This window comes from Stutzerimonas stutzeri SDM-LAC (assembly GCF_000235745.1).
Classification (GTDB): domain Bacteria; phylum Pseudomonadota; class Gammaproteobacteria; order Pseudomonadales; family Pseudomonadaceae; genus Stutzerimonas; species Stutzerimonas stutzeri_H.
Genome location: NZ_AGSX01000070.1, coordinates 39,492 through 62,685, shown reverse-complemented (window position 1 = coordinate 62,685; position 23,194 = coordinate 39,492). Strand labels below are relative to the sequence as shown.

General features: G+C 59.6%; 21 protein-coding genes and 1 tRNA gene. 6 read left to right on the top strand and 16 right to left on the bottom strand.

The features are described 5' to 3' along the window. Positions 1-27: 27 nt before the first annotated feature. Both PSTU_RS0108680 and PSTU_RS0108675 read left to right on the top strand, forming a co-directional pair. Positions 28-2,061, top strand: coding sequence for a S9 family peptidase (locus PSTU_RS0108680; protein ID WP_019340653.1), 2,034 nt, complete (start codon positions 28-30; stop codon positions 2,059-2,061). A 122-nt stretch (positions 2,062-2,183) separates the two neighbouring features. Further along, positions 2,184-2,546, top strand: coding sequence for a YgaP-like transmembrane domain (locus tag PSTU_RS0108675; protein WP_019340652.1), 363 nt, complete (start codon positions 2,184-2,186; stop codon positions 2,544-2,546). A 200-nt stretch (positions 2,547-2,746) separates the two neighbouring features. Here PSTU_RS0108675 and PSTU_RS0108670 read toward each other — a convergent pair whose 3' ends face one another. The 5 genes from PSTU_RS0108670 to PSTU_RS0108650 all read right to left on the bottom strand — a co-directional run bounded on the left by PSTU_RS0108670 (position 2,747) and on the right by PSTU_RS0108650 (position 7,572). Next, positions 2,747-3,739, bottom strand: a complete 993-nt coding sequence (locus PSTU_RS0108670; RefSeq protein WP_019340651.1) for a succinylglutamate desuccinylase — start codon at positions 3,737-3,739, stop codon at positions 2,747-2,749. Positions 3,740-3,750: 11 nt separating this feature from the next. Beyond that, a complete protein-coding gene (locus tag PSTU_RS0108665; protein WP_019340650.1) occupies positions 3,751-4,038 on the bottom strand; it encodes a topoisomerase II in 288 nt (95 codons plus the stop codon). Positions 4,039-4,106: 68 nt separating this feature from the next. Further along, a complete protein-coding gene (locus PSTU_RS0108660; RefSeq protein ID WP_019340649.1) occupies positions 4,107-5,327 on the bottom strand; it encodes an aspartate aminotransferase family protein in 1,221 nt (406 codons plus the stop codon). Between the two features lie 118 nt (positions 5,328-5,445). Then, the gene (locus PSTU_RS0108655) at positions 5,446-6,141 is read right to left on the bottom strand and encodes a crotonase/enoyl-CoA hydratase family protein (protein ID WP_019340648.1); all 696 of its coding nucleotides are present in this window, start codon (positions 6,139-6,141) and stop codon (positions 5,446-5,448) included. A gap of 123 nt (positions 6,142-6,264) precedes the next feature. Then, the gene (locus PSTU_RS0108650) at positions 6,265-7,572 is read right to left on the bottom strand and encodes an HD-GYP domain-containing protein (RefSeq protein WP_019340647.1); all 1,308 of its coding nucleotides are present in this window, start codon (positions 7,570-7,572) and stop codon (positions 6,265-6,267) included. A gap of 229 nt (positions 7,573-7,801) precedes the next feature. Here PSTU_RS0108650 and PSTU_RS0108645 point away from each other — a divergent pair. From PSTU_RS0108645 to PSTU_RS0108630, 3 genes are all read left to right on the top strand, one after another. After that, positions 7,802-7,891, top strand: a tRNA-Ser gene (locus PSTU_RS0108645). A 653-nt stretch (positions 7,892-8,544) separates the two neighbouring features. Beyond that, positions 8,545-8,910 carry a rhodanese-like domain-containing protein gene (locus PSTU_RS0108635; protein WP_019340646.1) on the top strand — a complete coding sequence of 122 codons (366 nt, stop codon included), beginning with the start codon at positions 8,545-8,547 and terminating at the stop codon, positions 8,908-8,910. Positions 8,911-9,042: 132 nt separating this feature from the next. Then, positions 9,043-10,161, top strand: coding sequence for a mechanosensitive ion channel family protein (locus PSTU_RS0108630; RefSeq protein ID WP_019340645.1), 1,119 nt, complete (start codon positions 9,043-9,045; stop codon positions 10,159-10,161). Positions 10,162-10,207: 46 nt separating this feature from the next. On the opposite strand, the gene acs is transcribed toward PSTU_RS0108630, so the two are convergent. Next, the gene (acs, locus tag PSTU_RS0108625; protein ID WP_019340644.1) at positions 10,208-12,166 is read right to left on the bottom strand and encodes an acetate--CoA ligase; all 1,959 of its coding nucleotides are present in this window, start codon (positions 12,164-12,166) and stop codon (positions 10,208-10,210) included. 460 nt (positions 12,167-12,626) lie between these two features. Here acs and PSTU_RS0108620 point away from each other — a divergent pair, with 460 nt between their 5' ends. Next, the gene (locus tag PSTU_RS0108620) at positions 12,627-13,829 is read left to right on the top strand and encodes a CaiB/BaiF CoA transferase family protein (protein ID WP_019340643.1); all 1,203 of its coding nucleotides are present in this window, start codon (positions 12,627-12,629) and stop codon (positions 13,827-13,829) included. Between the two features lie 289 nt (positions 13,830-14,118). Here PSTU_RS0108620 and ihfB read toward each other — a convergent pair whose 3' ends face one another. From ihfB to PSTU_RS0108575, 10 genes are all read right to left on the bottom strand, one after another. After that, positions 14,119-14,403, bottom strand: a complete 285-nt coding sequence (ihfB, locus tag PSTU_RS0108615) for an integration host factor subunit beta (protein ID WP_019340642.1) — start codon at positions 14,401-14,403, stop codon at positions 14,119-14,121. Between the two features lie 376 nt (positions 14,404-14,779). Continuing rightward, a complete protein-coding gene (locus tag PSTU_RS0108610) occupies positions 14,780-15,442 on the bottom strand; it encodes a thiopurine S-methyltransferase (protein ID WP_019340641.1) in 663 nt (220 codons plus the stop codon). 67 nt (positions 15,443-15,509) lie between these two features. Continuing rightward, the gene (locus tag PSTU_RS0108605; RefSeq protein WP_019340640.1) at positions 15,510-16,907 is read right to left on the bottom strand and encodes a sigma-54-dependent transcriptional regulator; all 1,398 of its coding nucleotides are present in this window, start codon (positions 16,905-16,907) and stop codon (positions 15,510-15,512) included. 4 nt (positions 16,908-16,911) lie between these two features. Beyond that, entirely contained in the window at positions 16,912-17,988 is a 1,077-nt protein-coding gene (locus PSTU_RS0108600; protein ID WP_085990183.1) for a sensor histidine kinase, read from the bottom strand. 241 nt (positions 17,989-18,229) lie between these two features. Beyond that, positions 18,230-19,699: a sigma-54 dependent transcriptional regulator gene (locus PSTU_RS0108595; RefSeq protein WP_019340638.1), complete on the bottom strand. Its 1,470-nt coding sequence runs from the start codon at positions 19,697-19,699 to the stop codon at positions 18,230-18,232. A gap of 399 nt (positions 19,700-20,098) precedes the next feature. Continuing rightward, a complete protein-coding gene (locus PSTU_RS0108590) occupies positions 20,099-20,395 on the bottom strand; it encodes a flagellar protein FliT (protein WP_019340637.1) in 297 nt (98 codons plus the stop codon). Positions 20,396-20,521: 126 nt separating this feature from the next. Continuing rightward, positions 20,522-20,956: a hypothetical protein gene (locus PSTU_RS22005; RefSeq protein ID WP_080571192.1), complete on the bottom strand. Its 435-nt coding sequence runs from the start codon at positions 20,954-20,956 to the stop codon at positions 20,522-20,524. A gap of 23 nt (positions 20,957-20,979) precedes the next feature. Further along, positions 20,980-22,197 carry a c-type cytochrome biogenesis protein CcmI gene (ccmI, locus tag PSTU_RS0108585; RefSeq protein WP_019340636.1) on the bottom strand — a complete coding sequence of 406 codons (1,218 nt, stop codon included), beginning with the start codon at positions 22,195-22,197 and terminating at the stop codon, positions 20,980-20,982. Beyond that, on the bottom strand, positions 22,194-22,667 hold the full coding sequence (locus tag PSTU_RS0108580; RefSeq protein WP_019340635.1) for a cytochrome c-type biogenesis protein: 474 nt from the start codon (positions 22,665-22,667) through the stop codon (positions 22,194-22,196). Before PSTU_RS0108580 ends, ccmI begins: the two co-directional genes overlap by 4 nt. After that, entirely contained in the window at positions 22,664-23,194 is a 531-nt protein-coding gene (locus PSTU_RS0108575) for a DsbE family thiol:disulfide interchange protein (RefSeq protein ID WP_019340634.1), read from the bottom strand. The genes PSTU_RS0108580 and PSTU_RS0108575 overlap by 4 nt, the downstream gene beginning before the upstream one ends.

The following is a 23,194-nucleotide window of genomic DNA, read 5'->3' as shown; positions in this document are numbered from 1 at the left end:
TTCGCAGCCGCGCTCCAGGAGTTACGCATGTCTGCCCCCATTTCCCGCGTCGATACAGGCCAGGACCCATACAAGTGGCTGGAGAATCGCGACGCACCCGAGGTGCTCGATTATCTGAGGGCAGAAAATGCCTATCTGGAAGAACAGCTGACTGACCAAGCCCAACTGCGCGAGTCACTGTTTCTCGAAATCAAAGGCCGCATTCGTGAGACCGACCTTTCGCTGCCCTCCCCCTGGGGACCATGGCTCTATTACCAGCGCACCACGGCTGGCGATGAGTATCCGCGCCACTACCGCTGCGCGCGCCCGGCCGAGGGCTCGTTCGCCGTGGATGAAGGTAGCGAGCAACTCTTGCTCGACCCCAACGAGCTGGCGGCGGGAGGCTTCCTGTCGCTGGGTGCATTCAGCGTCAGCCAGGACCACAGCAAGCTGGCGTACAGCCTCGACACCCAGGGCGACGAGATCTACCAGCTGTTCGTCAAGGATTTGTGCAGCGGCGAAGTGACTGCACTGCCCTTCGAAGACTGCGACGGCAGCATGACCTGGGCCAACGATAACCAAACCCTGTTCTTCGGTGAGCTGGACGACACCCACCGCCCCCACAAAATTTACCGTCATCGGCTGGACAACAACGAGCGCACCGAGGTCTACCACGACCCGGACGGACGCTATTTCGTGCACTGCTACCGCGCAAGCTCCGAGCGGCAGCTCGTAATCCTCTCCAACAGCAAAACCACCAGCGAAGCCTGGGTGCTGTCAGCGGATGAGCCCGAAGGCGACTGGGTGTGTCTCGCTCCGCGTCAGGAAGATCATGAGTACTACCCAGACCATGGCGTGCTCGACGGCGAATGGCGCTGGCTGATTCGCAGCAACCAGGCGGGTATCAACTTCGCGCTGTACCATGCACCGGAGCGCGCACCACAACGTGAACACTGGCAGGGACTGATCGAGCATCGCGATTCGGTGATGCTCGAGTATGTCAGCCTGAACTCAGGCGCGATCACCTTGAGCCTGCGAGAAGCGGGGCTGCCAATTATAGAGGTCCGCCCCGCGGCAGGGTTTCATTACCGCGTACAGTTGCCGGATGCGGCCTACAGCCTGCACGTACACAACTCGCTTGAGTTCGACAGCCCGGTGATCCGGCTGCGTTACGAGGCGCTGAACCGCCCTGCGCAAATTCGCCAGCTGGACCTGGCCAACGGCGAGCAGCAGGTGCTCAAGGAGACGCCGGTCGAAGGCCCGTTCGATGCCGATGCCTACGAGAGCAGGCGCATATGGGCAACCGCGGCGGACGGCACGCAAATACCGGTCAGCCTGGTCGGTCGCCGCAAGAGTTTCGGCAAACCCGCTCCGCTGTATCTGTATGGCTATGGCGCCTACGGTCACAGTCTGGACCCCTGGTTTTCCCATGCCCGGTTGTCGTTGCTCGACCGCGGCTTCATCTTCGCAATCGCCCATGTGCGCGGCGGCGGTGATCTCGGCGAAGCCTGGTACCGCGCCGGCAAACTGGAGCACAAACCAAATACCTTCAACGATTTCATTGCCTGCGCCGAAAAATTGATTGCCGACGGCTATACCGAACCGAGTCGACTTGCTATCAGCGGTGGCAGCGCCGGCGGCCTGCTGATCGGCGCCGTGCTAAACCTGCGTCCCGAGCTGTTTGGTGCGGCTATCGCCGAAGTGCCCTTCGTCGATGTGCTGAACACCATGCTCAACGCTGATCTGCCACTGACGGTCACCGAATACGACGAATGGGGCGACCCGAATCAGCCTGAGGTGCATGAACGCATCAAGACCTACGCGCCCTACGAAAACGTGCGCAGCCAGCCCTACCCGGCCATTCTCGCGGTGGCCGGCTATAACGACAGCCGCGTGCAGTACTGGGAAGCGGCGAAGTGGGTAGCCAAACTGCGCGCGCACAAGACCGATGACAACCTGCTGCTGCTGAAAACAGAGTTTGGCGCTGGGCATGGAGGCATGAGCGGGCGCTACCAGGCGCTGAAGGATGTCGCGCTGGAATACGCCTTCCTGCTCAAGGTATTCGGCATGACGCCTCGCTAGAAAATCCAGGCCCAAAGCGTGCCGTGGTTCCGCTGCCTGCGCTCAGGTTCGCCGACCCACGGTAGGAACAGCGCCGGAGCGACGGGGTCACTTATCACACCATCAATTCGGAGTGATTACCCATGTTCAGGACATCCTCAAACCATGCCTCACAGAACGTGCACGGCTGGGAGCGCGCTGCATCGATCATCGGCGGCCTGTACTTCCTCGGCAAAGGCCTTGGGCGCGGCGGCTTGGGTGGCGTCCTGCAGCTAGCCGTAGGCGGAGCGGCCTTGGCGCGGGGCATTTCCGGTCAGTGCGAAGCCAAGCGCATGCTCAGCGAGGTGAACGAACAGGCCGGAATGGCCGAGGGAAACTCGCGAAGCATGCCGCTCGAACGCAGCGAGGCCGATGACGTGCGCCTGAGAACCAATGCACAGGCTGCCACCGGCACCGCAACGGTGACCGGTAACGACTCGCTCGACAATCCACGGACAGGCGTTTAACCCGACGCCTGCCTCGCCGCGATAACCGCTCCAAACTCGCTAACGTGGAAGGCGCGCTCGACCAAGACAAAAGCAGAACCGGCCCCGAGCCGTTGGGAATAAAGGCTCGCGCGCCCGGCGGCTGGCGGCGTTCCGGCTTTCAGACCCCAGCGCTTCGCCTGGGGCAAGCATGCCACCAACAGATCAAAACTGATCGCAGCTCAGTCACGGGGCACGACGATTAACCCGGCACGCTCACCAATCGCAACGTCCGCAATCGGGAACAGTATCCGCGCATGCTGCTCTTCTACTACCCAACGGACGCAGCCGTCATCTTCAGCAAGCAAGCTGCCAAGCGGCAGCGGAGTGAAATTCTCGATATCTGCCGGCAGGCGCAAGACGAACTTCTCGCTGCGCTTGATGATCTCGCGCGCCAACCGAAACTTCTGCAACGGTCGTAGCGTCGGGTTTGGCTGGGCAGGCTCAGATGCTTCGATCCAGTCCCGTACGGCCTGGAGAAACTGATCTAGGCAATCAGGCCAGACACCGTTGTGCGTCTCCGCCATCTCCAGCGTAAAGGCCTCGGCACCATGCCGAGTCGCTGTATGCGCACTGAAGGTTCCGGAGGGTTTCTCCTGCACCAGCACCGCATCAACCCCAGCGTGCTGCAGACGTATCAAGCTTTGCGTGGAGACTTCGCGCCCGTCGACCCACGGACAGACGGCGAACTGCGGCAGCATCGATTCACGCATCGCCGAGTGCAGGTCGTAATGCCAGCGCCGCCGGCCAGGTTCCTGGAAAAACGCCGCCACCCACACCTCCAGCTGCGCGGCGCGGCGTGTCTCGTCGCTTGGCTCGCTTGCTGCGTGCTTGCTGCAGAACAGCCGGTTCAGATCCTGGCCGATCCGGCGCATGCACTGGCGCATAGCGGGTGGATTGCAGAACAACAGCAATAGCCGCGCACGCGGGCGGATCTCGTTACACGCGACCGCCTGTATCAAGCGATCAAGCAGTTCAATCGGGATGACTTCGCAGCCATGAACGCCCGCCGACAGCACCAGATCGAGCCCTGAATCCTGGCCGCCCGCAGGCGTGACTTCCAAGGCGCCCTCGCCCAGCCACCGCAGCCGGGCGCCCTCAGCGGTGAACTGCTCGCGCTCAGCCGGCACTCGACAGGCAAGCGTCAACTCCAGCAGTCGGCCCAGCGCCAGCATGTCGAGGCCCGTCAGTGGTCGTGGTTGCAGTCCGGTCCATGCACATGATCGTCGTCAGCGGATTCGACCGGTTCCATTTCCAGCTCAAGGCTGACCAGATTGGTCGCCAGCGGTCGCAGCAGCAGATTGGCATACTCGGTGTCGCCGTCTTCCACGTCGACACCGATCATCAACTGATTGTTGCCGACTTGCTGAATCCAGACCTCCCGCCCCTGCCACATCACCGCGAAACGGGTGCAGGACGTCTCCAACTGGGTGCCGTCTACGTCTTCAAGGATCAATTGCAGGCTGTCGCTCATGGTCGGAACCTCGGTAAGGAAAAAGAGGCAGCGCAGATAACGGCCCTGCCGGTTTCAGGAGTCATGCCTTAAGCCTGGCTCAGTTTTGCCGCGGCGCGCTCGAAACGTGCAAGGCCTTCGGCGATATCGGCCTCTTCGATAATCAGGCTCGGAGCCAGGCGGATCACATCGGGACCGGCCTGCAGGATCATCAGCGCTTCACGCTCAGCCGCGTCAAAGATTTCCCGCGCGCGACCTTTCCAAGCGTCGTCGAGTACGCAGCCGATCAACAGGCCCATGCCGCGGACCTGACTGAACAGTCCATGACGCTGACCGATCTCCAGCAGACCACGCTTGAAGCGCTCGTGCCGTGCCTTCACACCGTTCAGCACTTCGGGCGTATTGACGATATCAACGACCGCTTCGGCGACTGCACAGGCCAGCGGGTTGCCACCGTAGGTCGTGCCATGAGTTCCAACACTGAAATGCGCAGCGATTTCATCAGTGGTCAGCATCAAGCCGATCGGGAAGCCACCGCCAAGGCTCTTGGCATTGGTCAGGATGTCCGGTGTGACGCCGTAATTCATATAGGCAAACAGCTCGCCCGTACGCCCCATACCGGTCTGGACCTCATCGAAGATCAGCAATGCGTTGTGCTGGTCGCACAGCTTGCGAGCGCCTTCGAGGTACGCCTGATCAGCCGGCAGAACGCCACTTTCACCTTGGACCGGCTCAAGCACCACCGCACAAGTCTTGTCCGAAATCGCCGCAGCGAGCGCATCGAGATCGTTATAGGGGACGTGGCTGATGCCCTGGATCTTCGGTCCGAACCCGTCGGAATATTTCGGCTGGCCGCCCACCGTCACAGTAAACAAGGTCCGACCGTGGAAGCTGTTAACGGCTGAGATGATTTCGAATTTTTCCGCGCCATGATTGTTATGCGCGTAGCGGCGCGCCAGCTTGAAAGCCGCCTCGTTGGCCTCGGCGCCGGAGTTGGCGAAGAACGCCCGGTCGGCAAAGGTCGCGGCGGTAAGCTTCTTGGCCAGACGCAACGCCGGCTCATTGGTAAAGATGTTGGAGATATGCCAGAGCTTGCCGGCCTGTTCGGTCAGCGCCCCCACCAGCGCCGGATGGGCGTGGCCGAGCACATTCACAGCAATGCCACCGGTGAAGTCGATCAGCTCTCGCCCGCTCTGATCCCAGACTCGTGAACCCTGGCCGCGCACGGGAATGAAGGCGGCGGGTGCGAAAGTGGGAACGATGACCTGGTCGAAATCAGCGCGCTCTACCGGGGTGTGCGGGGCGGACATCAGGACTCTCCTGGGATGCGACACGAATAGGAAATAAAACGCCCCGCCATGGCGGGGCGTCGCATGCGCAGTTTAAACGCAGGCCCGCCAGCAATGGGCGGTCCGGCGAAAATTCTCTTCAGGGCACGATCGAATGCTGCTGATCGAGCTCAATAGCCCGCTCCAAGGTTTCGAGCAAGGCCTTGCGTGCCTTGAGCTTGGTGTTCTTGTGCGCAGTCATGTTGATCTTCTTCAACTGGGCCGCCGCCGCTTTGGCGGTATCCATCAGCTCGTCCGCCGGGACGATCTTGTCGAGGAAACCCGCGTCGACTGCAGCCTGAGGATCGAAGATTTCGCCATTGATTACCGAGCGCTGAAATGCCGGCTTGGTCAGACGATCACGAGCCAGTTCGATACCCGAATGGTGCATGGTCATACCGATCTGAACTTCATTGAGACCGATATTGAACGCGCCCTCGACACCGATGCGGTAATCCGACGAGAGCAGCAGGAAGGCGCCTTTGGCAATCGCATGTCCCGGACAGGCGGCGACGATCGGGAAAGGATGAGCCAGCATTCGCAGCGTGAACTTCGAGCCCGTGGTCACCAGCGAAATGGCGTTTTCCGGCCCCGAGGTCATGACCTTGAGATCATAGCCACCGGAGAGAATGCCCGGCTGCCCAGTAAGGATCACTACGGCGCGGTCCTGCTCGGCGCGGTCGAAAGCCGCGTTGAGCGCGTCGAGCATCGCCGGAGACAGTGCATTGACCTTGCCGTTATTCAGCGTCAGCGTGGCGATGCCGTCTTCGATTTCGTAGGAAACCAGATCACTCATGACGAATATTCCTTGTTAAAAGTCCGCAGACGTTACTCAGCAGAACCCGAGAGGTAAAGCATCGTGACTGACCGATAAGTCATGGTTCGCGGCTGGCAGTCGACTGGCAGCAAAGGGGAAAAGCTAACAGTCGTCGACCGACTCCGGTTCGAGCTCGAAGACAGCAAGCAATTCGGGATGCAGGATTGTCTGCAATTGCGGGTCAGCAATGAACAGGCCGTAGGAGCCGTCCGGAATTCCGCTGCTGATCCTGTAAGGCGTTCCATCGGCATCGACTGTCAGCTGGGACAGGTCCAGATAACGAGGCTCACAAGGTCTCTTGTTCGCATCACGTAACACCACCACCTTCGGCCTAAGGTGCAGTTGTACATGCTTCTCCAGCACCAACCCGACCTCTCCCGTGTGCAGCTCCACCAATGTTCCTACCGGAAACACGCCGAGCCAGCGGATGAATTCATGAACTAGCGCTTCGTCGAACTGCTGCCCGGCGCTGCTGCGCAACACGTCGTACGCTGCCTGGATCGGGCGTGCATCGTCATAGGCACGGTGGCTGGTAATTGCATCGAAGGCGTCGACGATAGTGATCACCCGAGTCGCGAACGGGATCTGGTACTGGTCGAGCCCCTGCGGATACCCCTTGCCATCCAACCGCTCATGATGGCCATGCGCTGCCTGAACCGCGGCGGCAGGAATGTCTTCCTGGCTGCACAGGGCTTGAAAACCAAACGTCGGGTGCAGCTTGACGTGCTGGAACTCCTCCTCGGTCAGTTTGCCCGGCTTGTTCAGGATCGCCGGATCGATCTTCATCTTGCCCACGTCATGCAGAAGCCCGGCGATGCCCAATAGCTCGATCTTGTCGTCGGCCAACCCGAGGTGCGTTCCAAACCCCATTGCCAGGATGGATACAGAAAGGCAATGCAGGCTCGTATACAGATCCTGAGTCTTCAGGCGCGTCAACCAGAGCATGGCGCTTTCGTTACGAAGCATGCTTTCGAGGTTTCGCTTAACCAATGCCTGACAAGCCTTGGTATCAATCGCCCGGCCCTGCTGGACGTCCAACAGAACCTGATCCAGAACCAGCGTACTGCTGATGTAGGCTCGGCGCGCTTCCTCCACTTCAAGCGAGAGCGGAATACGGGCCATCGTGCGCGTCACGCGCAGCGGCGTCGCCGAAGGCACAATCATCTGCCCCTGATCGATCAGCACGCGGCGAGTGTCGTCAACGAACACGTAGTCACAACGTTCGCGCACCGCCTGGATGTGCTCGAGCTTAAGCAAGGGGAAGCCTTGGAACAGGAAGTCCGTTTGCCGCCACGGCCGATCCAACTCGCAGATGTACATCCCGAGTTCCAAATGGCCGACATGCAGACGACGTTTGGTGGGGATCTCCACCACCTCAGGCCGTTTACGCTTTGTTCTGAATAACTTCATCGAAGCCTTTCCTGGCTCTCAATATTCATGCGCATGATTGCGCTCAGGCTGACAAGCAATACCTTGGCCGTTCGAACCCTAGACCAACGATAGGTTCATTACCACGCTAGCCTACCCGGTTTTCTAACAACCTCTTTAACCGCATGAAAAAACTAAAAAACTTTTTGCCATCCGCAGGCTCTTCGGCTACATTAGCGCGCCTCGAAGGACATCGCGCCTTTCGAGACCCGGTGAGGTGTCCGAGCGGTTGAAGGAGCACGCCTGGAAAGTGTGTATACGAGAAATCGTATCGTGGGTTCGAATCCCACCCTCACCGCCAGATCAAACACAAAGCCTCGTTTATCGAGGCTTTGTCGTTTCTATCACCTGCGTTTCGAAAAGGCTTCCCGCGCCTACGCGCTGAATCTGGGCCAATCAATCAGGAATATGCGCAACGCTGCACGTCTGCCGCTCCGCTGCCTTTGATGTTTCGATTCGACCCGCATGGGAAGCTTCGAAAAAGTAGACGTTTCCAATCGAGCCAGCCAGCGATCCCTGACGATGATGCAAACAGTTCGTCCAGAGGCTGGGCCGCCGACCCTTAGCCCAGAGCTAAAGCGAGACCAGCCGCGCTCAAGGTCGAAACCCAAGCACGCCAGCCGAAGCCCCCGCGACGCGATCAGATTGCTAGCAGCTCGCGAGCGCAACGCCACGCCACGCCGACTGACGGAGCGCTCTAGATAACCATCGTTTTTGCGTGGCCCGCATATTGCTTTCTTTAACGGAAGCTTGAGTCAGAACTCGCAAGCTCGAGATCGGTCCGGGGAAGCAAGGCTGTTCATGAGAATAATCAGAATAATTAAAAGGCCGCCATCATGTTCAAACACAAGAAGGTTAGACAGGCTACGATGATCCTATTCGCCACAGCAGTAATTCTGATATTGCCGAACCTCACGCGTCTGATCAGTTGATACCGCCAGAATGAGGCTACCCATGAAAGCGCTGTCCCGACTGTTATTTCTGATTGCAACATTGGTGACCATTGCCGCCAATGGCGGCCAGGTCGATCAGCCAGCCGCGCTGGAAGCGTTACAGCGAACGGACAGCGTTCTGATCGACGTGCGCACCGAACAGGAGTTTGCCGAGGGCGCCTTACCCGGTGCCACGCGTATCGAGACAGCAGATCTTGCCGAGCGCATCGCCACGCTTGCCCCAGACAAAAACGCTCCCGTGGTGCTCTACTGCCGCAGCGGTCGCCGAGCATCAGCCGCACAGGCACTGCTCCAGGAGTTGGGTTATAGCCAGGTAATCAACGCCGGCGGTTATCAGGAGCTGAACGGGCTCGTCCCGCTTCGCTGAAAGTACCCACCCGCCACGCGCCCATCCTCTTTTCACCTCCCTTCCCCCGGGAACTAATGCGCTGCAGTGGCTACTGAAAAAGGAGCCACTGCTTAAGCGCTTGGTCGCGCATACCGGGAGGAAACCAGTTTGATGAATTGGGACGTGGTGTTGAACGAAGGCCTTTGGATCAACATCGCCATAATTGTTGGCATCACGATTGTCAGCTATCTCACCCTGCAGGCCATCCTGCGGATCATCACCAACCGCCTTCGCAAGATGGCGAAGGGCTCCAGAAGCGGTTTTGTTGGCATCACCGCAGAGATGCTCAGTCGCACCAGTCACATTTTGCTGATCGCCCTATCGCTGCTGATCGCACTGAAGATCGTCGAGCTGCCAGAGCGCTGGGAAACAGCGATGTCACACGGCTGGTTCATCGCGCTGGCGTTCCAGATCGCTTTGTGGATGGACACGGCGGTTCGCCTGTGGATGGAAAGCCTGACCCAAGACGGCAAAACTCGAAATCCGGTCACCACGACCATCATCGGCATCATGGTCCGTATCGTTATCTGGACAATGATGCTGCTGTCGATCCTGGCGAACCTGGGCGTCGACATCACAGCGATGGTCGCCAGTCTGGGCGTCGGCGGTATTGCCATTGCCCTCGCGGTACAGACGCTGCTCAGCGACATCTTCGCTTCGCTGTCGATCGGCGTCGACAAGCCTTTCGAGATCGGCGACTTCGTCGTGTTTGGTGCAGTCGCAGGGAACATCGAGCACATCGGGCTAAAGACGACGCGGATTCGCGCCCTCAGCGGCGAGCAGATCGTCTGCGCCAATGCCGATCTGCTCAAGCAAATCCTGCACAACTACAAGCGCATGAACACGCGTCGCATCGTGTTCAAGTTCGGAATCACCTACAACACGCCATCGGACAAGGTGCGAGAAGTCGCTGCGCTGGTGAAGCGCATCATCGATGGCGTCGAAAACGCCAACTTCGACCGCGCGCATTTCCTGGCCTTCGACGACAGCCAGCTGACTTTTGAAGTGGTCTACATCATGCAGGTCTCGGACTACAACGCCTACATGGACGCCCAGCAGGAGATCAACCTGCAACTGCTCGACGGTATCCGCGAGCTGGGCCTGCAATTCGCCTTCCCGACCCGCAGTATCGAGTTCATCGGCGGGCAGTTTCCAGAAGTGACGGTGGCGGGTGTGCCGCAGGAAAAACCGGCGGCCAACCAGGAGACACAAAGCCAACGGGTGAATTGAGGGTTCCCGTGGCGCCCTGACTCCAAGGCCGGGCGCCGTCAATCCATCAACTCATCGGACACATTTTCTTGTGCGTTTCGATCAGCTGCGGCACCACGCCTGGATCGGCCAAGGTCGAGATATCACCCAAGGCGTCATACTCGTCGGTGGCGATCTTGCGCAAGATGCGTCGCATGATCTTGCCTGAACGTGTCTTCGGTAAGCCCGGCGCCCACTGGATCGCATCGGGCACAGCAATCGGCCCGATCTCCTTGCGCACCCACTGTTGCAGTTCCTGGCGCAGCTGATCGGACGGCTGCTCCCCCGCCACCAGCGTGACGTAAACATAGATACCTTGGCCCTTAAGCGGATGCGGCACGCCGACCACAGCCGCCTCGGCCACCTTGCGGTGCGCGACCATGGCGCTTTCGATTTCCGCAGTACCCATGCGATGCCCGGAAACGTTCAGCACATCATCGACCCGACCCGTGATCCAGTAGTAGCCATCCTCGTCGCGCCGGGCACCATCACCGGTGAAATACATCCCGCGAAAGGTCTTGAAGTAGGTATCGACGAAGCGATCGTGGTCGCGATAGATGCCGCGCATCTGCCCAGGCCATGAGTCGAGAATGACCAGATTACCCTCGGTCGCCCCTTCGAGCAGGTTGCCAAGGTTATCCACCAACCCGGGCACTATGCCGAAGAACGGCCGCGTCGCGGACCCTGGTTTCAGAGCCGTTGCGCCTGGCAACGGGCTGATCAGAATGCCGCCCGTCTCGGTTTGCCACCAGGTGTCGACGATCGGGCAGCGTGATTTGCCGACCGTCTCGTAGTACCAGTGCCAGGCCTCGGGGTTGATCGGCTCACCCACGGTACCGAGCAGGCGCAGACTCGAACCATCGGCGCCTTCCATCGCTGCAGGGCCTTCGGCCATCATCGAACGAATCGCCGTCGGTGCGGTGTAGAGAATATTCACCTGATGTTTGTCGATGATCTTGGCGATTCGCGTGACATCCGGATAGTTCGGCACCCCCTCATAGATCAGCGTCGTGGCGCCATTAGCCAGCGGCCCATAAAGGATGTAACTGTGCCCGGTGATCCAGCCGACGTCGGCAGTGCACCAGTAGATCTCGCCTGGCCGGTAATCGAATACCCGCTCGTGGGTCAGGGCTGCGTAGAGCAGATAACCGCCGGATGTATGCAGCACGCCCTTCGGCTTGCCGGTCGAGCCCGAGGTATAGAGGATGAACAACGGCTCTTCCGCGCCCATCTCCTTTGGTGCGCAAACATCCCCAGCCACGCGCATCAGGTCTTCGTACCAGATGTCGCGATGCGGATGCCAGCGGATGTCACCTCCGGTACGCCGCACCACGATGATCTTCTGCACACAACGCGTTTGCGGGTTGGTCAGCGCCTCATCCACATTGGCCTTCAACGGCACCCGTTTACCACCCCGCAGCCCTTCATCGGCGGTGATCACTACCTTGGAATTGCCATCGATGATCCTTCCGGCCAAGGCTTCCGGGGAGAAGCCACCGAAGACTACAGAATGGATAGCGCCGATGCGTGCACACGCCAGCATCGCCACGGCGACTTCGGGGACCATCGGCATGTAGAGGGTAACCACGTCGCCCCGATGCACATCCTGCCCACGTAACGCATTAGCGAACTTGCTCACCTCATGATGCAGTTCGCGGTAGGTGATCTCACGGTGCTCGGCCGGGTCGTCACCTTCCCAGATGATCGCAATCTCATCGCCGCGGGTTTCGAGATGGCGGTCCAGACAATTGGCGGCTACGTTCAGGGTGCCATCGGCGAACCACTTGATATCGACGTGGTGATCATCGAAGGAGGTCTGCTTGACCCGCGTGAACGGCTTGATCCAATCGATACGTTCGGCCTGCTCACGCCAGAAGCCGTCAGGATTGACCACAGACTGTTGATACATGGCTTTGTAAGTGGCTTCATCGGTCAGCGACTGAGCAGCCGCCTCTGGACTTACCGGATACAGGGACGCAGCACTCATGGCGAATACCTCATTCGTCGGTCTTGTTATCGTCTCGAACAACCCTGTCTCACAGGCGAACCATACGAATCAAACCAAGCGCCTGAGCGACTTCACGTTGGAGCTTCACGGGCCGAACAGCGTTCCCCATAGACTGAACCATCTGGGAACGCATCGTTGCTATAAAGCATAGACGTTTCGGCCAAGGTGCACTTTGTCGCCTGCGTTGGCCATAAAGATGCCGGGGTTACTTGTAGCCGAGCTCACTGAGGAAGAGGCTTGAGTTTTTGCAAGGCCTCGATCGGCCGCTTCGGTTGCTCATCCGGTTGAGCCCGGCTTTCCCAGTTGATGTGCTGAAAGCGGCTCGGCGGCGAGGTCGGTGTCTGCCCTTTACGACGCCCACGATGGCTATCCGGTAATTGTCCGCAGGCTGACGCTCGGTCATCCTTCGAAGATGACCCAACCCGCCATAGGAGTTGTGATGAACGGACAGAATGAGAGCAGCTTGCCGCTGCATGGCCTCCGGGTCATCGAGATGGGCCAGCTGATCGCCGGTCCTTTCGCCAGCAAGATGCTCGGCGAATTCGGCGCCGAGGTGATCAAGATCGAGCCGCCGGGCGTCGGTGATCCGCTGCGCAAATGGCGCAAGCTCAAGGACGGAACCTCGCTCTGGTGGCACGTGCAGTCGCGCAACAAGCAGTCCGTAACGCTCGATTTGAAAGCCGCCGAAGGCCAGCAGATCGTCCGTCAGCTGGTCGCCGAAGCCGATGTGCTGGTCGAGAACTTTCGCCCCGGCACACTCGAAGCCTGGGGCCTGGGTTGGGACGAACTGTCCAAGCTCAACCCTCGCCTGATCATGCTGCGCATCTCCGGCTATGGCCAGACCGGCCCCTATCGCGACTTGCCCGGCTTCGGTGTGATCGGCGAAGCCATGGGCGGGTTGCGGCACCTATCCGGCTATCCCGGCCAACCGCCGGTACGGGTGGGCGTGAGCATCGGTGATTCGCTGTCGTCGCTGTATGGCGTCATCGGTGTACTGCTCGCCCTGCAGGAGCGCAATCGCAGCGGCAAGGGCCAGGAAATTGATGTTGCGCTGTATGAGTCAGTGTTCGCCATGATGGAAAGCCTGGTGCCCGAGTACGACGCCTTCGGCTATGTCCGCGAACCGGCCGGTAGCGCACTGCCCGGCATCACACCGTCCAACTCCTATCTGTGCAAGGACGGCGCCTACGTGTTGATCGCTGGTAATGGCGACAGCATCTACAAGCGCCTGATGACTCTGATGGGCCGACAGGACCTGGCCGACGATGCGCGCTTCGCCCATAACGACGGCCGTGCTCAGCACGCCGAACTGATCGACGCCGCAATTGGCGAATGGACCGTGCAGCGCAGCCGCGACGAAGTCATCGAGGCACTAAAAGCGGCGCGGGTTCCGGCCGGCTATCCCTACACCGCCGCCGATATCGTCAAGGACCCGCACTATCTGGCGCGGCGGATGATCGAGCAGGTAGAGACTTTCGCCGGGCCGCTCAAGGTCCCGGGCGTGCTCCCCAAACTCAGCCGCACGCCCGGTCGTATTGGCGCCGGCGGGCCTCATTTGGGTGAACACACCGACGACGTACTGGAAGGGCTTGGCCTCAGTGACGATCAAGTCCGCGGGCTGCGCGAACGGGGAATTATCTAAGGGTGCCATTCGCCGCGGGCAGCGCTTTATCAGGCATTTTGACCAAAAGTTTTTACGGCATTTTCATCCGCGACACCGGCATGGCCGAATCGGCATGGATCAAAGGCTGCGGCCAAAAGGCGCAAAAGCGGCGGCGCGATGCGGTTTTCGATGCACACTCTCGGCATTCGAAAATGGGGTCGCTCATACGGAACAGGGCTGAGGCCCCATCAACGCCTCGCATATAGGCATCTGTACCCGCCAACAGCCAACCCGGCGCTAGCGGTATCTGCAACGAATACCGATTTGGCTACTCGTCTTCGTTGACCCTATCGCGCAGCTCTTTGCCCGGTTTGAAATGCGGGACGAACTTGCCATCGAGCGGAACGGATTGGCCGGTCTTAGGGTTACGACCGACACGGGGGGCGCGGTAATGGAGGGAAAAACTGCCGAAGCCGCGGATCTCGATGCGGTCACCAGTGGCCAGCGCCTGCGCCATCTGCTCGAGCATGGTTTTGATTGCCAGCTCCACATCCTTGGACGAAAGCAGCCCTTGTTGGGTGACGATACGTTCGATCAACTCCGACTTGGTCATGGTTTTCCCTTCGTTTTCAAGCGGCTAGATCATTTGGGTTGCGTTCGTTTGTAGCATGTTGCTCAGACTTTGAACAGCCCGATCAACGGACCCGCTACACGCTGGTGTTGTGCAGTTATATCAAAACGTGCTGAGCGGAAGAGGTGCTCCACTGCGCTAACCGTCTCGGTTGCAAAGACAAGGTCGGACTGCATGGGCGGGACACTGACTGACCTGTCGAAGGCGCGCGCAACGCCCAGCAAGACGCCAAGGAGCAATTCAAGGACGCCCTGGAGCCCAATCGCAGCGTGGTACAGGTCAGCGCGTCAAAACTTTAGCGGGCACGGTACTGCGCGTCCCGCGATCTAACTAGCTAGGCAACCGACATCGAGATGCGCTAGGAGCGCTCAACAAGTCGGTAGCAGCGCTCTTCCAGGCGCGTAAGCCCACGCTGTAGAAATTTCCAATTGCTTTCGTTCAACACATCCATGTGCTCCAGCAATTCGATTTTCCAACGCGCGCTCAAAAACTCGCGAACCTCAGCATCACCCACTGCGAATGGCGGGCCGGGCATCTGCTCCTGCTCGTAGTCCAGCGTGATCAGCAGCCCCTGGCAGCGCGGTGCTAGGATGCTGACAAGATGGTTGACGTAACGCTGACGCATGTCGGCAGGCAATGCGATCAAGGCGGCCCGGTCGTAGAGTGCCTGGCAGTCAGCCACATCATCGAATGTCATGGCGAAAAAATCGCCACAGCGGATTTCCACGTTACCAGTTCGGTAGAACTTGAACTCTCCCTGGACGCTGACATCCGGAACCAGCCCATGCTCGGCAAAGAAATCCTCTGCTGCGCGTTCGCTCAGCTCTACACCCAGCACGGCGAAACCCTGCTCGGCGAGCCAAGCCATGTCGAGGCTTTTGCCGCACAACGGCACCAGGACGCGGGCGCCTGGGTCCAACTCCAAGCAGGACCAATGGCGGCGCAGGTAAGGGTTGACCTCGTTTAGATGAAAGCCAATTTCATTACGTGCCCAGCGACGCTGCCAGAACGCTTCATCCATGTTGAGATCCTCTTGAGCGATGTTGGTGGGGCAGCTTATCAGAGCTGCCTTCGCCCGAAACACCGCTTCAGCTGGAGCGCAGCGCTGCTTCTGGATCCATGCCGGCGTCACGCATCTGAGCGAGCTTGTAACGCAGGGTACGCGCGCTGATGCCCAGACGGTCAGCCGTCTCCTTACGGCGTCCGCGCTCGGCGCGCAGGGTCTCGAGAATGAGCTCGAATTCGCGACGCCGCAGGTCGTCACCTAGCGCGCCCGTTACTTCGGATGGCATTGAAGCGACCAAAGACGGGGACACGGTTCCGCTCGCAGTGGTTCGCGCCAGCGAAGCGAAGCCGGCAGCAGCGGTGAGACAAAGATCGTCCGGTCGGATCAACCCTCCCTGCTGCAGAATCAACGCTCGCTGAATCGCGTTGTCCAGCTCGCGTACGTTGCCGGGCCAGGCATGACCGAGCAGGCACTGGCGCGCTTCGGATGTCAGTCTCGCGCCGGGCTGACGCATTTTCGTCGCATGATTGGCCAGCAACCGCTCAGCGAGCGGCACGATATCCGCCGGCCGATCGCGCAATGCCGGCCAGGCGAGCGGAAAGACCGAAAGGCGGTAGAACAGGTCTTCACGGAAGCGCCCGCTGCGAACTTCTTCACCCAGATCGCGGTTGGTCGTGGCGACGATACGGATGTCGAGCGGTATCGGCTTGCGTCCACCGACGCGCTCGACCTCACGCTCCTGCAGTACCCGCAACAGCTTGGCTTGTAATGCCAACGGCATTTCGGAGATTTCGTCGAGCAGCAGCGTGCCACGATCGGCCAGCTCGAACTTGCCTGGCTGCGTCGCGATGGCGCCAGTGAAAGCGCCCTTCTCATGACCGAAAAGCGTAGCCTCCAGCATGTTGTCTGGAATCGCTGCGCAGTTGATCGCCACGAACGGCTTGTCCGCTCGCGATGACTGTTGATGAATAAAACGAGCCAGCACTTCTTTGCCGGTTCCGGATTCCCCCGAGACCAGTACGGTCGAATCGCTTTGCGCCACCCGGGCAGCCAATGCCAGCAGCTGCCGACTCGCAGGTTCAACCGCCACCGGTCCCTGTGTATCGGTAGCTCCAAGCTGGCCACAGGCATGCCGGCCGACCAGGTCGAGCAAGACCTTGGGTTCGAACGGTTTGACCAAGTAGTCCACAGCCCCCTGACGCATGGCCTCGACGGCGCGCTCGACCGCCCCATAGGCGGTCATTAGCAGAACCGGCATCTGCGGATACCGTTCACGCACGAGCACCTGCAAGGCGTGGCCGTCCATGCCAGGCATATTCACGTCACTTACCAGCAGGCCGAAACTTTCCTGACCCAGCGCGAACAACGCGGCCTCGGCGCTATCAACCGCGCGGTAGCAATAGCCGCCCAGTTCGAGGGTATCGCCTAGCGCTTCGCGCAAAGCGCGGTCGTCTTCAACCAGCAAAACCTTCACACCCATGGTGCTACTCCGAATGTGACCGAGATAGCAGCGCAAGCAACGGCAATCGCACGGTGGCGCAGGTTCCCCTGCCTGGGCGAGAACGCAGTTCGAGCGCGCCTGAATGGGCTCGCGCTACCGAGTTGACAACAGCCAGGCCGAGGCCGGTCCCGGTCGCCCGGGTGGTGAAAAAGGGTTCGCCGAGTCGGGCGAGGGTTGCTGCATCGATGCCGATGCCGTTGTCGCTGATGCTGATGCGCAGCGCCGTACCACGTGCATAGAGGTGAACCTTCAGTTTGGTATCGCCGCTCGCGGCCTGGAGTGCATTCTCAATCAAATTGACCAATGCACCGACCAAGGTGTCGCGATTGCACAGCAGGGCACCGCTCTGGGTGTCGCATTGCCAGCGAACAGCGACGCCTTCCAACTTGGTCTCGGTCGCTGCCCGAAGCGCTCCCAGCAACTCGGCAGGCGTTATCCGGTCTTCCAGCGGCAGATCACCACGAGCGAAAACCAGCATGTCACGAACTTGATGCTCCAACTCGTTCAGCCGGTCCTTCAAGCGACCAGCGAATCGCTGCTGGTGCTCGGCCGACAACCCGCCCTGCTCCAGATGGCTTGCATACAGCAGGGCTGTCGATAATGGAGTGCGGATCTGATGAGCCAGCGACGCCACCATCCGGCCCAGCGCAGACAAACGCTCATGGCGCGCCAGCTGATCCTGCAGCCGCCGCGTCTCAGTCAGATCGGTCAGCAACACCAGCTGCCCCGGCTCAACATTCAAGGATCGGGTAGCGATGGAAACGCGACGTCCATCCTTCAATGAGATTTCGTGACCATCATCCCTACGAGGCGAGAAGCTCCGCGCGATCACCTCACGCCAGAGCGACCCCACGAGCGGCGCACCCAGCAGCTCAAGCGCAACCGGATTGGCTTCGCGGACCCTACCCTGGCCGTCGATGACGATCACACCGCCGGGCAACAAGTCGAGCAGGCTTTGCAAGCGGTTCGCCAGACGCTCCTTCTCGTCAAACTCCTGCAAACGCTGCGCAGCGCTTTCCGCGAGCTGATCTTTCAACTCGGCTACCCGTGCGTGCAACATAAACTGGGAATCGCCCAATTGGCCGGACACGTGATGGAACAGTGCGAGCGACTGTTCGAGCTCGTCGCTTGCGCCAGCCTTGGCCGCGCATTGAGCTGGATCGGTGGAGCGGGTCGCTGAAATCACAGGCACACGTATCCGTCAAAAGATGGTCGGTAACCTGTGGACCAGCAAGGATCATGCCCGTGATGACAGATCCAGAAGGGCTACGCCGCCGGGAGCAGCGGCGTAGCAAAACGAGTCACTCGTCGAGATCGTCTTCGCGACGGTTCATCCCGTATTTACGCATTTTTTCCACCAGTGTGGTTCGCCGCACCCGCAGCCGCTCTGCGGCCCGTGCAACGACGCCGCCTGCATCTTCGAGTGCCTGCTGGATGAGCCCTTGCTCCAGATTGCCTAGGTAATCCTTCAGATCAAGGCCTTCCACGGGAAGCATGGCGTGCGCGTCCGTCGCAATGATGGGAGCGTTTATCGCAGCGCGTTCTTCCATCTCGTCGTGCAGGTTGGCTGCATATTGCTCGTCGTCATCATCGACATGGCGGAATTTCTTCGGCAGTTCCATAACGCCGATGACGCCGTATGGATGCATGATGGCCATTCGTTCAACGAGGTTGGCCAGCTCCCTTACGTTACCGGGCCAATCGTGACGACAGAGGGACATGATCGCAGCCGAATTGAAGCGGATTGAGCCACGTTTCTCGTGCTCCATGCGCGAGATGAGCTCGTTCATCAGCAGCGGAATATCCTCGATGCGCTCACGCAGCGGGGCCATTTCGATCGGGAACACGTTAAGCCGGTAATAGAGGTCCTCGCGGAAGCTACCGTCCAAGATCATCTTCTCGAGATCTTTGTGCGTCGCGGCGATGATGCGTACGTCGGCATTCTGCGTGCGGTTGCTACCCACCCGTTCGAAGGTGCGCTCCTGCAGGACGCGTAGCAGCTTGACCTGCATAGGCAGCGGCATGTCGCCGATCTCATCGAGGAACAGCGTGCCACCTTCGGCCAATTCGAAACGACCGGCACGCGAAGTGATCGCACCGGTAAACGCACCCTTTTCATGACCGAACAGCTCGCTTTCCAGCAGCTCCGCGGGAATCGCCCCGCAATTGACCGGAACGAAAGGACCTTTACGGCGCTTGGAATGGTAATGCAGATTGCGTGCAACAACTTCCTTACCGGTTCCCGATTCACCGAGAATCAATACACTCGCTTCGGTGTCGGCAACCTGCTGCATCATCTGGCGTACGTGTTGAACTGCACGACTGGTGCCCACCAGACTACGAAACAGATTAGGCTCACGCTGTCGCCCGCGTGCCTTGGCCTTATCGTTCATTTCCCGGTAGATCTGGGCCCGGTGAAGGGAATCGAGCAGCTTGTTGTAGCTCGGCGGCATTTCCAGGCTAGTCAGCACGCGCTGGCGAATCTCATCTGGCCATTCGGCCGGCACCGGTTCGCCAATCAACAGCAGTGGCAGGTTCTCGTCCCACTTGCTGATCTGTTTGAGCAACTCAACGGCACCGCCCTTCGCTGAAACATCACCAAGCATCACCCCGAGGACGTTGCGGCTCGATTCCAGTGAGTCGACCGCAGCCTGCCATTCGCTGCTGACACATGACAAATGATCTTCGCTGAGAAAGTTCAGAATGACCGTCAAATCCCGGCGACGATCCTGATCGTCGTCTATCAACAAAATTTTGGTTTCACGCCACATCTTGTTTATAGCTCTAGAGGCTGAAAGAAAGCCCGCGCACGTCCTCGGCTGAACGGCAGCGTCATCGGCAGATAGCCCGTAGTTAATTAAAAAAATCGGTCTGAGTCAAATTTATGACGTGATTCAACGACAAAATAGCTAGCAATGCCTTCTTTTATTGACTTATCACAACTCGCTGGAATGAGCCGGAAGATGGCGTGGTGAATTTGGCCCAGCGGCATAGATTCTCGAAGATCGAGAGAGAACCGCCGGTTTCCGCGGAAAACACACTGTACCGCTAAGAAGGCAGTGCTGAAGTGATGTGTTTGGACGGGCTTTGAGGGTAGCGGGCTCGAAGATCAGGAGATGAGCGCCAGCCATTACTCATGACTAGTGGTAGCGGTTATTTGCTGGAGACGATCAACCAAACAACTTGTAAACGTTAGCGCCCTGCTGAGATTGGTTGAGCTGAATCAGCTCATCTGCGACACGTCGCTTCTCGCTCTGACAGGTGGTGACCAGTTCATGATAAAGATTCACCAGTTCCTGCAGACGCTGCCGGATTGCTGCCTCGTCCTCACGAGGCTCTACCATTGCGGCCTCAACGACTTGACGGCATTGCAGGTCAAGCACGCTGATCGCTGTCCAATCCTGCTGCGCCATGGCGTCACGCAAAGCGTTGCCGGTTTCCTCAAGACGTTTGACTGCTGCACTCATGGATCCGCTCCGAATGAACTGGTGACAAGGCCGAACCGGCGCCGCCCCTCGCATGGTTCGCGACGCCTGTTACGCTATCGGCCACCTTCACGTCGCCTTTAATGCCATTGCGGAAAATAGGGCGAATCAGTGCAGGCTACGCAGCCCCGTCGGAACACTGGGTGGTGCAACAGGTTCCCAAGGACCGCTAGGCCGCCCGGCGCAATACCAATCACCATCCCAGCGGTAGTACAGACGCTCGCGATAGAACAGGTCCTGCCCTTCCACAACGTAGACGCCCAGACGGTTGTCCCAATGCGCAGCAACATGAGGCGGCGGCGCATAACGAGGATGGCTTTTCTGAGTGGCGGGTGGGCGAGGTGCCGGTGGGGTACGTACCGGCGGGGGCGTCGTAACCGGCCCGCGAGGCGGTTCCGATACGGGCGGAGCCGGGCCACGCTTCGGCTCTGACGTCTGATAGGGATTGCCTGCACAGGCGCCTAGCAGCAACCCCAACGCTACCACTGCGCCGGCTCTCACCAAGCGCTGCAGCCTTGTTGACTCCCGCTCCGCCAGTATCATTAGTCGCTCCCGAACCCTTGCGATCAGGGTGTTACTGGTTGGTCAATAGTCAGCGTGATCTCATCCGAATCACCCGGTGCCAATGGCTCGCTACTGCCTTGCCACTCACCGCGAGTAGCGTCGCCGTCCTTGGATATACGAGCGAACAATCTGACTTGCTGGAAGTTGGACAACCGAAGCTGTGGAGTCATTGCATCGGCGTCGCTCAAATTGACCGTTGCAGGCAAATCCGCAACGGTCAGACGCTTCACGGCCAATGGCATCGGCGGGCCTGACAACGCACGTGCGAAGACGAACACGGCATCGGAAGGGCGAACCTTGTCGGCCATCTCGGTCGCCAGTTGCACTTCCACAGTCAGTCCCGCACCCGTTTCGGCAATCATCTCGCCCGCCGGTTCGGTCACACTCGCCGAGGCCGGTTCGCCGAGCTGCTCGCGCGCACGAGCGATACCGCCCTGAATGGCTTCACGAGAAGGATCTTCAGCCGCCAGCGTTGAAACCAACCGTTCCCAAAACCCTATCGCATCGGCAAATCGTTCCTCTTCGTAGGCCGCAATACCCAACAGTCCGAGGCTTGTTACCTCGTGAGGATCACCGCGTAAGGCTTCGTCAGTCAGCTGTTGCAGCTGCTCGGTCCATTTACGGTCACCGGCGAAATACAGCGCCTGCGCCAACTGCCCCAGAAGCTCCGGCTGACGCCCGGCCAGCTTGACGACCTGCTCGTAAGCGGCGGCGGCATCCGCGGGGCGCTCCCGGCTCATATAGGTCTTGGCAAGGAAATACCACGCCTCGGCGGACTCGGGTTGGGCCTTCACAGCGCGCTCGAGCCGTCCAACCATTTCTTCCATCGTCGCCGGCTGCTCGGTGAACTCCCTGGCCAGCTGAAGTTTGTCGCTCGCGCCCCAGTGCAGGTAAAGACCATATCCAAGCAACGGCATAAGAATCGCTGCTATCAGCGGCACGGCAAGACCCAGATGGTTGCTGCGCCGGGTAGTACTGCCTTCGGTGTCGTCAAGCAGCTCTCGGGCCGCATCGGCGCGCCCGGCCTCGAACTGCTCCGGCTCAAGGGTCCCAGCCGCTTGTTGCGCTGCCAGCTCGCCGAGCCGCTCCTGGTAAAGCGCAACATTCAGCGCCGTCCGATCTTCTTCCGCCTGTACACCGCGCCCCCGTAGCAACGGCAGCAGCAGGAACGCCAACGCAGCCAGCAATAACAGGCCTGCGCCTATCCAAAAATCGATCATGGTTCTTTTCTATCCAACAACGTGGCAAGGCGCGCGCGCTCGGCCTCGGAAAGTGTGTTCGATGCCGGCCCGGTGGCTCCGCGACGACGGCGCACCAGAATGAATGCCAACACGCCGAAGCCAATCACCAGCAGTGCAGCTGGCCCATACCAGAGCACGAGCGTCTTGGAATTGACCGGTGGCTTATAGCGGACAAAGTCGCCGTAACGGGCAACCAGGTAATCGACAATCTGCTTGTTGGTCTGACCCTCCTCCAGCATCCGGAAGATTTCCCGGCGCAGGTCCATCGCGATCGGCGCATTGGAGTCGGCGATGTTCTGGTTCTGGCACTTCGGGCAGCGCAACTCTTCCACCAACGTGCGATAGCGCTCGCGTTCGGCCTCGTCCTTGAACTCGTAGGCATCAATCGCTGCCGACGCGCTGCCCAGCAGACACAGCGTCAGCACGAGCCCTTGGATCAGCTGTTTCATTCGTCCACCAGTTGCTGATAAAGCGCTGCAAGCTGTTCACGCCAGACACGCTCGTCGATGACGCCGACATACTTGTGACGGATGATGCCCTGCTTGTCGACAAGGAAGGTTTCAGGCGCACCATACACACCCAGGTCCAGCCCCAAAGTGCCCTGCTCGTCGCGAATATTCAACTGGTAGGGGTCGTGGAAGTCGCGCAGCCATTTCTGAGCCGACGCGTTCTCATCCTTGTAATTGACCCCATGGATGACCACGCCCTGCTCGGCAAGCTTGTTCAGAACGGGATGTTCGACTTTGCAGGCAACGCACCAAGTCGCCCAGACGTTCACCAGGGCTGGTTTGCCCTTGATGTCTTCGGCAGTGACCATCCGCTGCGGGTCCTCGACCGAGGGCAGCGAGAAGGAAGGCAACGGCTTGCCAATCAGCGCCGATGGCAGCTCGGTAGGGTCCAGAAACAGACCTCGATATAGAAACACGGCGACCAGCAGGAAAATCGCCAGTGGCAACAACATCAATAATCTCTTCAT